The 13134-nt window shown below is 54.4% G+C and carries 14 protein-coding genes; 12 read left to right on the top strand and 2 right to left on the bottom strand.

Annotated elements, in window-relative coordinates:
* Nucleotides 1–167: 167 nt before the first annotated feature.
* Both CYQ09_RS10195 and CYQ09_RS10190 read left to right on the top strand, forming a co-directional pair.
* Nucleotides 168–848: a response regulator transcription factor gene (locus tag CYQ09_RS10195; RefSeq protein ID WP_106745261.1), complete on the top strand. Its 681-nt coding sequence runs from the start codon at nt 168–170 to the stop codon at nt 846–848.
* Entirely contained in the window at nt 833–1756 is a 924-nt protein-coding gene (locus CYQ09_RS10190; protein ID WP_106745260.1) for a sensor histidine kinase, read from the top strand. Before CYQ09_RS10195 ends, CYQ09_RS10190 begins: the two co-directional genes overlap by 16 nt.
* Nucleotides 1757–1779: 23 nt before the next feature.
* On the opposite strand, the gene CYQ09_RS10185 is transcribed toward CYQ09_RS10190, so the two are convergent.
* The gene (locus CYQ09_RS10185; protein WP_106745259.1) at nt 1780–3000 is read right to left on the bottom strand and encodes a urate hydroxylase PuuD; all 1221 of its coding nucleotides are present in this window, start codon (nt 2998–3000) and stop codon (nt 1780–1782) included.
* Between the two features lie 90 nt (nt 3001–3090).
* On the opposite strand from CYQ09_RS10185, the gene CYQ09_RS10180 reads away from it, so the two are divergent.
* Genes CYQ09_RS10180 through CYQ09_RS10165 form a run of 4 tightly spaced genes read left to right on the top strand, consistent with a single transcriptional unit; the run spans nt 3091 to nt 7402 of the window.
* A complete protein-coding gene (locus CYQ09_RS10180) occupies nt 3091–4011 on the top strand; it encodes a LysR family transcriptional regulator (RefSeq protein WP_106745258.1) in 921 nt (306 codons plus the stop codon).
* Nucleotides 4012–4071: 60 nt separating this feature from the next.
* Nucleotides 4072–5472, top strand: a complete 1401-nt coding sequence (gene puuE, locus CYQ09_RS10175) for an allantoinase PuuE (RefSeq protein ID WP_430383339.1) — start codon at nt 4072–4074, stop codon at nt 5470–5472.
* Nucleotides 5469–5942 (top strand): ureidoglycolate lyase, encoded by a 474-nt coding sequence (locus CYQ09_RS10170; RefSeq protein ID WP_106745256.1) that lies wholly within the window; start codon nt 5469–5471, stop codon nt 5940–5942. Before puuE ends, CYQ09_RS10170 begins: the two co-directional genes overlap by 4 nt.
* Before the next feature lie 44 nt (nt 5943–5986).
* A complete protein-coding gene (locus CYQ09_RS10165; protein ID WP_106745493.1) occupies nt 5987–7402 on the top strand; it encodes a uracil-xanthine permease family protein in 1416 nt (471 codons plus the stop codon).
* Between the two features lie 71 nt (nt 7403–7473).
* Here CYQ09_RS10165 and CYQ09_RS10160 read toward each other — a convergent pair whose 3' ends face one another.
* Nucleotides 7474–7899: a hypothetical protein gene (locus CYQ09_RS10160; protein ID WP_162617634.1), complete on the bottom strand. Its 426-nt coding sequence runs from the start codon at nt 7897–7899 to the stop codon at nt 7474–7476.
* Between the two features lie 198 nt (nt 7900–8097).
* Here CYQ09_RS10160 and phnC point away from each other — a divergent pair, with 198 nt between their 5' ends.
* The 6 genes from phnC to CYQ09_RS10130 all read left to right on the top strand — a co-directional run bounded on the left by phnC (nt 8098) and on the right by CYQ09_RS10130 (nt 13031).
* A complete protein-coding gene (gene phnC / locus CYQ09_RS10155) occupies nt 8098–8919 on the top strand; it encodes a phosphonate ABC transporter ATP-binding protein (protein ID WP_106745254.1) in 822 nt (273 codons plus the stop codon).
* A gap of 58 nt (nt 8920–8977) precedes the next feature.
* On the top strand, nt 8978–9886 hold the full coding sequence (phnD, locus tag CYQ09_RS10150; protein ID WP_106745253.1) for a phosphonate ABC transporter substrate-binding protein: 909 nt from the start codon (nt 8978–8980) through the stop codon (nt 9884–9886).
* A 71-nt stretch (nt 9887–9957) separates the two neighbouring features.
* Nucleotides 9958–10827, top strand: a complete 870-nt coding sequence (gene phnE / locus CYQ09_RS10145) for a phosphonate ABC transporter, permease protein PhnE (RefSeq protein ID WP_106745252.1) — start codon at nt 9958–9960, stop codon at nt 10825–10827.
* A 5-nt stretch (nt 10828–10832) separates the two neighbouring features.
* Nucleotides 10833–12125 (top strand): phosphonate ABC transporter, permease protein PhnE, encoded by a 1293-nt coding sequence (gene phnE, locus CYQ09_RS10140; protein ID WP_106745251.1) that lies wholly within the window; start codon nt 10833–10835, stop codon nt 12123–12125.
* Nucleotides 12122–12415 carry a hypothetical protein gene (locus CYQ09_RS10135; RefSeq protein ID WP_106745250.1) on the top strand — a complete coding sequence of 98 codons (294 nt, stop codon included), beginning with the start codon at nt 12122–12124 and terminating at the stop codon, nt 12413–12415. The genes phnE (CYQ09_RS10140) and CYQ09_RS10135 overlap by 4 nt, the downstream gene beginning before the upstream one ends.
* Nucleotide 12416: 1 nt before the next feature.
* Entirely contained in the window at nt 12417–13031 is a 615-nt protein-coding gene (locus CYQ09_RS10130) for a chloramphenicol acetyltransferase (RefSeq protein ID WP_106745249.1), read from the top strand.
* The last annotated feature ends 103 nt before the right edge of the window (nt 13032–13134 follow it).

Raw genomic sequence — 13134 nt, 5'->3', positions numbered from 1 at the left:
GTAATAAAGAGGCAAGAAAATGGTTGTACGTGGTATTCCAAAAAGACTGGCACGGGATGCGTGGTGGCTGGACGATGAATAAACCCTGCTTATCCAACCGTATGCCGCAAATTGCGCTACCTAAACGAATGCTGACGCCGTAGTTTGGCATTGATGGAGGTGGGGCAATGATATTGATCGCAGATGATGATGCGCAAATTCGTGACGTATTGCGCATTGCGCTGGGGCAGGCAGGTTTCGGTGTGACTGAGGCGGCCGATGGTCGCGCAGCGCTAGAAGCTGCACAAAGCCTGTCACCTGACTTGATCGTTCTCGATATCGGCATGCCCGAGATGGACGGGCTTTCGGTGTGCCGTGAATTGCGCAAGACTTCGCAGGTGCCCGTGCTGTTTTTGACCGCGCAAGCGGATGAAGTCGACCGGATTGTCGGTCTTGAGCTGGGCGCAGATGACTATGTGTCTAAACCGTTTTCACCGCGCGAGTTGGTGGCGCGTGTCCGTGCGATTCTGAAACGCAGCGGACCAGTTGAAACAACGCAGGCCGTCTTGCGCCGGGGCTTGCTGAGTATCGATCCAGAGCGACACCTTTGCCACGTGAATGATGCGCCGGTGACGTTGACTGCCCGCGAAATGGAACTAGCGCTGCATTTAATGCGACGCCCGGACAATGTGTTGTCCCGCCCGCAGTTGGTCGATCAAATCTATGGCACCAACGTACATGTCAGTGATCGTACGATGGATAGTCATCTACGCAATTTGCGGGCTAAGCTGGCCGAGGCGGGCTGCACCGACGCGATTGAGACTGTACATGGTGTTGGCATCCGGATGGGCGCATGCCGCGGCGCGTAATCGCCAAATGGCGACCGCCACTGGCTTTTGTGCTGGGTGGCACCTTGGCTGCAGTGTTCTTTTTGCCGCTTATTGGTATCGGTTATTTTCGTGTCGCTGGTGGCGTTCTTGGTTGGGCCGAGACCACTTGGATGATTGCCGGAATGGCATTCGTTGCGACGGGTGTGCTGGGATTCTTTTTGTGGCGACTTGTGTTGCGCCCTGTGCGCGCCATTACGGATTACGCGCAGGCCGAAGGTGAAGCCAAAGTCCCGACCCATTTCGGAACGCCAGAGTTTTCCAAACTAGGAAACGCCGTGTTTGCCATGACCGAGACCTTACAGGGTCGCGAGGCCGTTCTAAGGTCTTATGCGGATCATGTGACCCACGAATTTAAGTCCCCTTTGACTGTCGTGCGTGGCGCCGCAGAGCTGCTGGGTGATCCTAATCTGTCAGTCGCCGACCGCACTAAAATGCTGCAAAATATCACCGACGCAGTGGCAAGGATGGAGGCTCTGTTGGACAGTCAACGTGCGCTAGCCCGTGCACAAGACCCGTTGCCGCGAGGGAGTTGCGTTCTTTCTGAGGTCGCTGACTTTGATGGTGTGCGTGTGATAAAGGATGGCGAAGTGCCGTTTTCACCAGAGGTTCTGAAACTGGTTTTGACCCATCTTGTTGGAAACGCCAAGGCGCATGGCGCAACAGATATCCAAATCACGCATCATGATCATCGGGTCGTAATCGCTGACAACGGGCCCGGCATCTCCGAAGGTAATCGGGACCGCATTTTTGATCCGTTTTTTACAACGCGTCGTGACGCCGGTGGGACAGGTATGGGGCTGCCTATTGTGGCGCGAATGCTTCAGGCGCAGGGTGCGCAGATCAGCTTGTTGGACGGACCGGGTGCTGCGTTCGAAATCAGGTTTTAGGGCGCGGTGGGTTAAAACCCACCCTACGACCCTGCGCGGTACCAAGCGATCAGTTTAGCGCGATCTTCGTTTTCTATGTGTGTAATGTTTGCAGGCGGCATTGCTTGGCTAACCCCTGCTTGCAAATAGATTTGGCGCGCGTGTTTCGTGATGTCCCCTGTGGTTTCTAGGAACACACCTTTGGGCGCATGCTGCATATTGCCCCAGACCGGTTCGCGCGCGTGGCACATTGAACAGCGGCCAATGACGATATCGTGGACTTCGTCGTATCCTTCGGCACTCGCAAAGCGTTGCTCGTATGCGGTTAATTCACGCGCCTCAGCCTCTTCATAGCTGTCATATCCGCGCTGCGTGGATAGCCATGCGATGATGAGGAACAAGATAACCGTGACGGCCCATGTCCAGCTTGGTTTGCCTTTGCGGGCGTGCATTGAATTGAAATAATGACGGATCGTGACGCCCATCAGGAATACCAATGCCGCGATAATCCATGCGTATTGAGTACCGAACGCCAGAGGATAGTGGTTCGACAACATCAGGAATATCACTGGCAGGGTAAGGTAATTATTATGTGTCGATCGCAGCTTTGCGATTTTGCCATATTTTGGGTCCGGCGTGCGCCCGGCCTTTAGGTCCGCAACGACGATCCGTTGGTTCGGCATGATGATAAAGAACACATTGGCCGTCATAATCGTAGCGGTGAACGCGCCCAAGTGGAGCAATGCCGCGCGGCCGGTAAAGACTTGGTTATAGCCCCACGACATGGCGACCAGCAGGACAAACAGCAGCACCATCAATACGGTTGGCGTGTTTCCAAGCGGGGATTTGCAAAGGTAATCGTAGATCAGCCAGCCGACGGCAAGCGATGCCGCCGAGATAAAGATGGCCTGCCAAATCGCCAGATCAGCCTTGGATGGATCAATCAGGAAGAGTTCAGCCCCGGCCCAGTACACGACCGCGAGCATGGCGAAACCAGACAGCCAGGTTGAATAGCTTTCCCATTTGAACCAGGTCAGATGTTCTGGCATCGCCTTTGGCGCGACCAGATATTTCTGGATGTGATAGAAACCGCCGCCGTGGACCTGCCATTCTTCGCCATCGGCGGGGCCGTCGATATCGCGGTTCAGCGACAGATCAAGCGCGATGAAATAGAAGCTTGACCCGATCCAAGCGACCGCCGTGACCACATGCAGCCAGCGCACGGCAAAGGCCAGCCAGTCCCATAGAATTGCCAGATCGTACATGCGTGTCCCCTTTTTGCGCCCAGTCTAGTCAACGGCTTGGTTTTCTTGTATTCGCTGATACTGCCAAGCTCTATCAAAAATTGCAGAATAATGTCTTACTTTGAGAATATCCGCACTTTCGTGCGTGTCTATGAACTGGGGTCGATGTCAGCGGCGGGTCGCGATCTTCGGATTTCGCCAGCGGTGACATCTGCCCGGATTTCTCAGCTAGAGGACCACTTGTCTGTGCGGCTGTTCCAGCGAACCACCCGAAGCCTTACACCGACAGCGCAGGGCAAGGCGTTTTATGGTGGCGCTTGCAGTGTCTTGGATGCTGTCGATTACGCCGAGGCACAGGTTTCTGATCTGACCGAAAACCCCAAAGGGCAGCTGCATGTTGCGGCACCTTTGGGTGTTGGGCGCCGATTGATTGCGCCGCATGTTCCCGAATTTACAGCGCAATATCCGTTGATTGACGTGCGGCTGCGTATGACTGACCGGACGGTAGATATGACAACCGAAGGGTTGGATTTGGCGTTTCATTTGGGCCAGCCTACCGACAGTAATTTGCGCCAACGCAAGATATCGGATGTCGCGCGGGTGCTGGTTGCATCGCCTGAATACATTGCCGCGCGCGGGCATCCGGCGGATGGTGCTGCGCTTGTGAATGACAAACATGAATGCCTGAACCTGCGCTTTCCCGGTGCACTTGAGTTCCAGTGGCAGTTGATGACCGAAAATGGCCCGCAACGGTTTCGCGTCAGTGGGCGGCTGGAAAGTGACGATGGTGATGTTCTTACAGACTGGGCGCTGGCGGGGCAGGGGGTGGCGATGAAACCGCGTTTTGAGGTCGCAGAGCATCTTGCGAATGGTGCGCTTGTCGTTGTTGGTGCGAAAACGCCCCCCGTGCCGGTTCAAATGTCGTGCCTTTATATGCATCGCAGGCACCAAGATCCTAAAACCCGCCTGTTTATGGAGTTCATGATTGATAAGATCGGCGATGCTATTCGAACTGCCGAAAGACTTTCGTAAATATTTTGAAAACAATCAGGATTATTTCTGATTATCATGGCAATGAAATAGGAGACACCGGTGCAAAGATATCCGCGTGACATGATCGGCTATGGGGCGAACCCTCCGGCGGCGAATTGGCCGAACGGTGCGCGCATTGCCGTGCAAATTGTCTTGAATTACGAAGAAGGCGGCGAAAACAACGTGCTGCACGGCGATGCCGCGTCAGAGGCGTTTTTGTCCGAAATCGTTGGTGCCGCGCCGTGGCCCGGCCAGCGCCATTGGAACATGGAAAGCATCTATGAATACGGCAGTCGTGCTGGGTTCTGGCGGCTGCATCGGCTGATGGCCGATTTGCCGATTACCGTTTACGGGGTCGCCACTGCATTGGCGCGCAGCCCGGAACAGGTTGCCGCAATGAAAGACGCAGGCTGGGAAATTGCGAGCCACGGTTTGAAGTGGATCGAATACAAAGACGCCCCCGAAGATGTCGAACGCGCCGATATGGCTGAGGCGATCCGCCTGCACACAGAGGTCGTGGGTGAACCGCCGCGCGGTTGGTACACGGGGCGCTGTTCGGACAACACTGTGCGACTAGCTGCGGAGACTGGCCAGTTTGCCTATGTGGCGGATACCTACGCCGATGACGTGCCGTATTGGTCAGAGTTCGGTAAAACCGATCAACTGATCGTGCCTTACACATTGGACGCCAACGACATGCGTTTCGCGACGCCGCAGGGCTTCAACTCTGGCACGCAGTTTTTTGAATATCTCAAGGCCAGCTTTGACGCGCTATACCGCGAGGGCGGGCGGATGTTGTCGATTGGCCTGCACTGTCGCCTGATTGGCCGCCCTGGCCGTGTCGAGGCTTTGCGTCAGTTTATCGAATATGCGCAAAGCCATGATGACGTTTGGTTTGCGACCCGTGAACAGATCGCCGACCATTGGGCGACCGAGCACCCGCATCAGCGTTTTGTCCGCCCATCGCAAATGGGCCGTGATCAGTTTGTGCAGGCTTATGGTGGCGTTTTTGAGCATTCGCCTTGGATTGCCGAGCGCGCCTTTGATCTAGAGCTTGGGCCCGCGCATGACACCGCCGTAGGCTTGCAAAATGCGTTTGCGCGGATGTTCCGAACCGCAAGCGAAGACGAAAGGCTGGGCGTGCTGACAGCGCACCCGGACTTGGCCGGAAAACTGGCCGCAGCGAAGCGCCTGACAGCAGAAAGCACAGGAGAGCAAGCAAGCGCAGGTTTGGACGCGCTGACCGACAGCGAACGCACAGAATTCGAAGCAGGCAACACGGCCTATACCGACAAATTCGGCTTTCCCTTTATCATTGCCGTGCGCGACCATGACAAAGCGTCGATCAAGGAAGCAATGCAGTCACGTCTAAACAACGATCGGGCAACAGAATTCCAAGAAGCCTGCCATCAGGTCGAACGCATCGCACTGCACCGGCTTAAGGATATGTTGCCAAGATGACCCGAAACATCAGCATATCCCCTCTGACGGCAGCGGCGTTTGCGCCATATGGGGATGTGCTGAATTGCGATGGCGACCCCGATAAAATCATCAACGCTGGCCTATGTGGGCGGTTCCACGACCGGGCAAAGGTTGATGTTGGCGATGCACGGGTGGGGATCAGCCTGTTCCGGTCTGAACTGCGGCAACTGCCCTACCAGCTAGGCCTAATTGAGCGCCACCCAGACGGATCGCAGGCGTTTATCCCGATGAGCATGGACCCGTTTTTGGTCGTCGTCGCAGACGCTGATCTGCGACCCCATGCATTCATCACAAACCCCGGAGAGGGTATAAATTTCCATCGTGGTACCTGGCACGGCGTTCTGACCCCACTGGCCGGGCCGGGCCTATTTGCCGTGATTGACCGTATCGGTGACACCCCAAACCTAGAGGAGCATCACTACGACACACCCTATTTCATAAATTTCTAAATTTGACCGGCGCTAAGATCGGCAAACCATCAGGGACAAAAATAATGACAGATAATTCAATCGGGACGCCAGAACAGCTGCGCGACCCAGACTATTTCCCGGGGATCGCAAAAGCGGTTCCACTTGGCATTCAGCACGTATTGGCGATGTTCGTATCGAACGTGACACCTGCCATCATCATTTCAGGGGCAGCTGGCTTTGGCTTTGGGTCCGACGCGGGGGCGCTTGGGTTCCCGGATATGACCTATCTTATCCAGATGTCGATGCTGTTTGCGGGCATCGCGACACTGTTCCAAACAATCGGCATGGGCCCAGTTGGCGCACGGCTGCCAATCGTGCAAGGGACGTCGTTCGCGTTTATCCCAATCATGATCCCACTGGTCGCTGGCAAAGGGGTAGAGGCAATGCCCGCCCTGTTTACCGGCGTTTTGATCGGCGGCCTGTTCCACGCGTTGTTGGGCACCGTGATCGGCAAAATCCGATTTGCCTTGCCTCCTTTGGTGACCGGGCTGGTCGTAGTCATGATCGGTTTGGCGCTGGTCAAGGTTGGCATCCAATATGCGGCGGGCGGTGTTCCTGCGGTGAATAGCCCCGAATATGGCAGCCTGTTGAATTGGGGTGCCGCTGGTACGGTCATAATTGTGACCCTCGCGCTAAAGTTCTTCGCCAAGGGCATGTTGTCGATTTCTGCTGTGATCATCGGGTTGATCGCCGGCTATATCTATGCGCTGATTTTCGGGATGATCAGCTTTGGCGGTGATTTCGGCATCGCGGCCAAAGTCAGCAATGCAGCTACTTTCGCAGCGCCGATGCCGTTCAAATATGGCTTTGAGTTCAGCGCGGCTGCGGTCATCGGGTTTTGCATGATGGCGTTTGTGTCAGCAATCGAAACCGTCGGCGACGTCAGCGGCATCACCAAAGGTGGCGCGGGGCGCGAAGCAACGGACAAAGAAATCCAAGGCGCGACCTTTGCCGATGGTTTCGGCACTGCGCTTGCTGGCATCTTTGGCGGTTTCCCCAATACATCCTTTAGCCAGAACGTCGGCCTGATCGCGATGACCGGCGTGATGAGCCGGCACGTCGTGACCGTCGGTGCGATCTTCCTGATTATCTGCGGGTTGGTTCCCAAAGTGGGCGCGATCATTAACACCATCCCAATCGAAGTTCTGGGTGGTGGTGTGATCGTCATGTTCGGTATGGTCGTTGCAGCTGGTGTGTCCATGCTGTCCGAAGTCGACTGGAACCGCCGCAACATGGTGATCTTTGCGATTTCCCTGTCGATCGGCTTGGGCCTTCAGCTAGAACCAAAAGCGGTCCAATATCTGCCAGACACAATGCGCATCTTGATGACATCCGGCCTGCTGCCATCAGCCTTCATCGCGATTGTGCTGAACTTGGTGCTGCCCAAAGATTTGGACGGCTCACCTGACATTGCTGGCGGTCTATCCGGCGATAAATAAGACACAAAGGGCCTCGCATTTGCGGGGCTCTTTTGAGGGTGAATTACTTTGTGGAGCCGCAGCTTATTGAGTCAACGTCCAATGATAGCTCGAAATTTAGCAAAGAGCCCCAAGCGTCTAGGAACGTTGTCTACGTTCATAAAAATAATATTTAGTGGCTCTGGTGCGCTCAAAGGAAGCTCTCGTTTTATGAGTATCATTTTTGCGTTTGCTCTAATGTCCTGCCAAAAAACGGAGTGAAGCATTGCATCCTTGTTCCAGTAACCGACGACACCAGACTTGCTATCAATCAACTCATCAAGTTTTTTAATGTCTGGGTTTTCATTTAGAAAGTCCGCGGGTTCCTTGAGGATATAGGTCTCAAAGTCCAAAACTAAATTATCGGCAGCTTCGTCGTAACACTGGTACAACTGAAATTGAGTATCAGCCTCTTGGGCAAGCGCCCTGAGTGACCAAATTAGGCTGTCTGAAATTGACGTTGAATGAGTTTCGGTCATGAATATGGATTGCATATTTAGTTTTGAGGATCAACGGTTGCAAAGCCCCACATAGCTGACATCGTGATTGAGTATCCAAGCTGCGTCATGATTAATCCCTTTGTCGTTTATGCCCCGATCCGTCACAAAACCTTCACCATTTCTTAACAATTCTGCAAAGCGAGGGGATCACACAGCATAAGACTTTGGAGAGCCTTGATGCTGCGTATTGATGACCTGACCAAGGCCTTTGGCCAAAATAAAGCCGTTGATGCGGCGAGTATCGCTGTCGATAAACCGGTGATGATCGGGATTATTGGGCGGTCGGGCGCTGGTAAATCTACACTGCTGCGGATGCTGAACCGTTTGACCGATGCGACCTCTGGTGCGATCATGTTTGAAGGTCAGGATGTCACGCAGCTGCGTGGTGCGGCCAAGCGCAATTGGCAATCCCAATGCGCGATGATCTTTCAGCAGTTTAATTTGGTGCCGCGGATGGATGTTGTGTCCAACGTGTTGCACGGCACGTTGAACCGTCGTTCGACCTTTGCAACGATGTTCAATCTTTATCCGACCGAAGATATCCATCGCGCGATTGAAATTCTTGATCGTCTTGGGATCGCGGAACATGCACCCAAACGCGCCGAGGCATTGTCTGGCGGTCAGCAGCAGCGCGTCGCGATTGCGCGGGCGTTGATGCAAGACCCCAAGATTATTCTGGCAGATGAACCGATCGCGTCGCTTGACCCGATGAACGCGCAGGTGGTGATGCAGTCCTTGCGTGATATCCACGAACAAGACGGCCGCATGGTAATTGCGAACCTACACACGCTTGATACCGCGCGCCGGTATTGCGACCGGGTGATCGGGATGCGCGGCGGGCGGATCGTGTTTGACGGCACGCCCGAACAGCTAACTACCGGCGCTGCCCGCGACATTTATGGCGCGGACGAGACATTCTCGGAAGCGGCCACATCCACCGAAATTGAAACCCTAAGCGAAGAAGTCGCGAAACTGGCGGACATCGCCGTAAGCGTCTGACGCAAGATTTAACCCCAAAGCCCCGTCTGCTTGGGGCGTTTTGTAAGAGAGAAGACCAATGAAAAAACTGATAGCTGCCGCGCTTGCGACAACATCGCTGACAGGTGCTGCCTTTGCTGAAGGTCACGCCATTGACGAATTTCGCATCGGCATCTTGGGTGGCGAAAACGCGCAAGACCGTATGAATTCATACGAATGCCTGCGTGGTTACACCGAAGAAGAATTAGGCGTCGAAACAAAGCTGTTCGCGCCAGCGGACTATAACGGCGTTATTCAGGGCCTGCTGGGTGGTACGCTTGATATGGCTTGGCTGGGCGCGTCTTCTTATGCTGCGATTTACATCCAAGACGAAACTGCGGTCGAACCTGTTTTGGTTAAAATCAATTTGGATGGGTCTTACGGGTATCATTCAATCGGTTTTGCACGCGCAGACAGTGGCATCACATCGCTTGAAGACATGCAGGGCAAAGTCTTTGGTTTTGGCGATCCGAATTCGACTTCTGGTTACCTGATCCCATCTATCGAAATCCCCCAAGAGACCGGCGCATCAATGGAATCTGGTGACTACTTTGGTGAAGTCAAATTCACTGGCGGTCACGAGCAGACAATCGTTGCTGTGAATAACGGTGACGTTGATGGTGGCGTGACTTGGGCCGATGGCCAAGGCGAATGGGACGATGGTTTCAATTCTGGCGCACTGCGCAAAGCGGTTGATGCGGGTCTTGTCGATATGAACGATCTGGTTGAAATCTGGCGTTCCGCGCCCATCCCCGAAGGTCCGATGGTTCTGCGCACCGCGCTGCCACAAGACGTCAAAGACAAGATGACAGCGCTGGTTGATGGCCTGTTCGAAGCAGACCCAGACTGTGCCTATGGCGTTGCGGCAGGTGAAACGCTTGGCTTTGATCCGATCACACATGACGCCTATGTTTCGATCGTTGCAGCCCGCCTTGCAAAGTCTAACTAAACGATTTTCATGAAGTTCTGCAGGCCCCGGTATCACACTGGGGCCTGTAATTTTGTTTATAAGGCAGGCAGATGGCAGAGCTGACAACCGCAGATATTCAGACCGACTATATGGCGCAGGTCCGCAGTAAACGGGTCATGAACATGATCCTTTTGATTGTGTTCGTCGCATTGATGTTGGGTGGTTTTGCAACGGCAAACGACCGAAACGCGGGTGGCTTTTGGAATGGGCTGCCGATGTTGCTCGACTTTCCGACTGATGTGATTAGCGAGGCATTTGAACGGGCTCATTTGCTGCCGGGTTATTTTGCGAAATATCTGCCGTCATTGACTGAAACCATCAATATCGCTGCGGCTTCGACCCTGTTGGGTGGTATTTTGGGTTTGCTCATGTCGCTGCTAGTGACGCGCGGCCTTGCCCCTGTTCCGTGGATGGTCGGCCCGTTGCGCCGCGTTTTGGACGTGCTGCGTGCTGTCCCTGAAATCGTGATCGCGCTTGTGCTGATCTTTATCCTGGGCGGTGGCCCTGTGCCTGCGATGATCGCGATTGCGCTACACACGGTCGGCGCGCTGGGGAAATTGTTTTCTGAGGTCAATGAAAACGCGTCGTTAAAACCAATAGAAGGGCTGGAATCTGTTGGCGCAGGCTGGATCCAACGGATGTGGTTGGGTGTCATCCCGCAGGTCGCACCAAATTACCTAAGTTATGCGCTGCTGCGGTTTGAAATCAACATTCGCGCCTCTGCTATCCTTGGCTTTGTGGGGGCGGGCGGCATTGGATACGACCTACGTAACACGATGAGCTGGGGGCAGGGCAAGTTCGACGAAGCCGCCGCGATCTTCCTGTTGCTATTTTTTACCATCGTCGTCGTCGACCAAACATCCAGCTACCTGCGCAACCGTTTGACCCACGGGTCTATCAAAGGGGAGATGCACGCGTGACAGTCATGCCGCTCCAAATCCGTTCTGCCGCGCATTTTCAACGCAAACGGCTGATGTCGTTCGCAGCACCTGCAATGATCCTTGTCTATTTCATTTATATCTTTGTCAGCTTCGATATTGGCGGATTGGCTGAGCGTGCCAATTTGGATAATGCGCGAACGCTGGTTTCAGATGCGTATAGCTATAAAACCCACGTCACCCGCGACAACCGTGATGGTTCGGTCGACGTATCCATCGAAGGGGAACGCAAAGGGCGCTACGCCGAAGGGACAGGCCCTGCGTGGGTCGCTTTGGGGACTGACACGTTGATTGACCTTGGCGATGATCATGTCGTGACCTTTGGCGAAACCCAGGTGACCTATGACGTTCCTGGCTATGGGATGATCGTCACTGAACCCGGACGCAGTGGCGTAAACGCAGTGTTTCCAGCGGGCGAACTGCCCGATTGGATAAACGCATCAAAGAACCGTGTGACCATTTCAACTGATGCCGGGCGCCTGACCGTTACCCGAAACAGGTCAGAAGTATTCCGTTATTCTATGGGCTGGGAACTGTTCTTTTTCACCTTAGATAGCCCGTACCACGGGATGGAATTTGGCAGGTTAGTGGGGCATGCGTTCAACGGCGAAGCTGGCGCGATTTGGTCCGAATTTTGGGCAAACAAGATGTGGCGGCATGGTGATGTCGCATGGGCATTATTCGAAACGGTCCTGATGGCATTCCTAGGTACATTTGGTGCCGCGATGGTCGCGCTGCCGCTTGGGTTCTTGGCCGCAAAGAATTTCACTCCACTTGGTGGGTTGCGTTTCGCGGCACGGCGCGTGTTTGATTTCTTGCGTGGGGTAGACGGGCTGATCTGGACGATTGTTTTATCACGCGCCTTTGGGCCGGGTCCGCTGACTGGGTCATTGGCGATCTTGCTGACAGATACGGGCTCGTTCGGCAAAATGTTCTCGGAAGCGTTGGAAAACGTTGATAGCAAGCAGATCGAAGGCATCACCTCTACCGGTGCCAAGCCACTGCAACGTTACCGTTTCGGGGTCATTCCGCAAATCACCCCCGTGTTACTAAGCCAAGTTCTGTACTACCTTGAATCCAATACGCGATCCGCGACAATCATCGGTGCGATCACCGGTGGGGGGATCGGTCTGCTGCTAACCCAAGCGATCAATACCCAGAAAGACTGGGAAGAGGTCACATACTACATTGTTCTCATTATCCTGATGGTCATGATGATGGACACGTTCTCTGGTTGGTTGCGGCGCAAGCTGATCAAGGGCGACGAGGGCGGGCATTGACGACAATCCTCATAACGGGCGCAAACCGTGGCATTGGCGCGGCGATTGCGACGATTGCGCAGTCACGCGGCATGGATGTTATTCGCGCGGTGAGGCCGGGCAATCGCGGCGATGTTGCGTTTGACGTTACCCAACCCGATGCGGTGATGACAGCGATGCGCGGTATTGGCATACTGGCAGATTTAGAACCCGCAGATGTTGCCGATGGTATTGTGACGCTTGCCGAGAATATAACGCTCAATGACACCGGGAAATTTTTGCGGTGGAATGGCGAGGAAAGGTCATTTTAATATGGCACGGTTGAATGCAGACACTCCGTTTGTTCATCCTGATTGCGAAATTACGGATACGACTTTTGGCCGATATACCGAGGTCGGGCGCGGGACGCGCTTGGCGCATTCCCATTTGGGTGATTATTCCTATTGTGACCGTTTTGCCGATATCGCGAATGCACAGATAGGCAAGTTCGCGAATATCGCGAGTTATGTGCGGATTGGCGCGACGGATCACCCGATGGAGAAGGCGAGCCTACATCATTTTCATTACCGGTCCGCCGACTACTTTGAAGATGCATGTCAAGATGACGATTGGTTTGCGCTTCGCCGGTCTCGGCGAACAATCATTGGGCATGACACATGGATCGGGCATGGTGCCCAGGTCCGGCCAGACGTAACGCTTGGGCATGGTTGTGTCGTTGCTGGCGGTGCCATCGTAACCAAAGACGTGCCGCCCTATATGATTGTCGCAGGGATACCGGCTGTGCCTCTGCGTGCGCGTTTTACCGACGACGTCGCCGAACGCATGATGGCGCTCGCGTGGTGGGACTGGCCGCATGATAACTTGCGGGCCGCCCTATATGACTTTCGCGAAATGACCGCTGAAGCGTTTCTCGAAAGATATGCTTAGGGGATATGGAGTCTGCATTGAAACAGATCGCGAAACCGTATCCCGTATCCCGTATCTCAATTCTGCGCGCCAAACACAGACGTTGACGATGCAGGTCGTGCGG

The organism is Yoonia maritima, from assembly GCF_002933395.1.
Lineage (GTDB): Bacteria > Pseudomonadota > Alphaproteobacteria > Rhodobacterales > Rhodobacteraceae > Yoonia > Yoonia maritima_A.
The sequence above is the reverse complement of the archived record's forward strand: the minus strand, read 5'-3'. Positions and strand labels throughout refer to the sequence as shown.

Excerpts from the sequence above, each read along its gene's own strand:
- CYQ09_RS10195 (WP_106745261.1), top strand. The coding sequence starts at position 168 with ATGATATTGATCGCAGATGATGATGCGCAAATTCGTGACGTATTGCGC.
- CYQ09_RS10190 (WP_106745260.1), top strand. The coding sequence starts at position 833 with ATGCCGCGGCGCGTAATCGCCAAATGGCGACCGCCACTGGCTTTTGTG.
- CYQ09_RS10185 (WP_106745259.1), bottom strand. The coding sequence starts at position 3,000 with ATGTACGATCTGGCAATTCTATGGGACTGGCTGGCCTTTGCCGTGCGC.
- CYQ09_RS10180 (WP_106745258.1), top strand. The coding sequence starts at position 3,091 with ATGTCTTACTTTGAGAATATCCGCACTTTCGTGCGTGTCTATGAACTG.
- CYQ09_RS10170 (WP_106745256.1), top strand. The coding sequence starts at position 5,469 with ATGACCCGAAACATCAGCATATCCCCTCTGACGGCAGCGGCGTTTGCG.
- CYQ09_RS10165 (WP_106745493.1), top strand. The coding sequence starts at position 5,987 with ATGACAGATAATTCAATCGGGACGCCAGAACAGCTGCGCGACCCAGAC.
- CYQ09_RS10160 (WP_162617634.1), bottom strand. The coding sequence starts at position 7,899 with ATGACCGAAACTCATTCAACGTCAATTTCAGACAGCCTAATTTGGTCA.
- phnC (WP_106745254.1), top strand. The coding sequence starts at position 8,098 with ATGCTGCGTATTGATGACCTGACCAAGGCCTTTGGCCAAAATAAAGCC.
- phnD (WP_106745253.1), top strand. The coding sequence starts at position 8,978 with ATGAAAAAACTGATAGCTGCCGCGCTTGCGACAACATCGCTGACAGGT.
- phnE (WP_106745252.1), top strand. The coding sequence starts at position 9,958 with ATGGCAGAGCTGACAACCGCAGATATTCAGACCGACTATATGGCGCAG.
- phnE (WP_106745251.1), top strand. The coding sequence starts at position 10,833 with ATGCCGCTCCAAATCCGTTCTGCCGCGCATTTTCAACGCAAACGGCTG.
- CYQ09_RS10130 (WP_106745249.1), top strand. The coding sequence starts at position 12,417 with ATGGCACGGTTGAATGCAGACACTCCGTTTGTTCATCCTGATTGCGAA.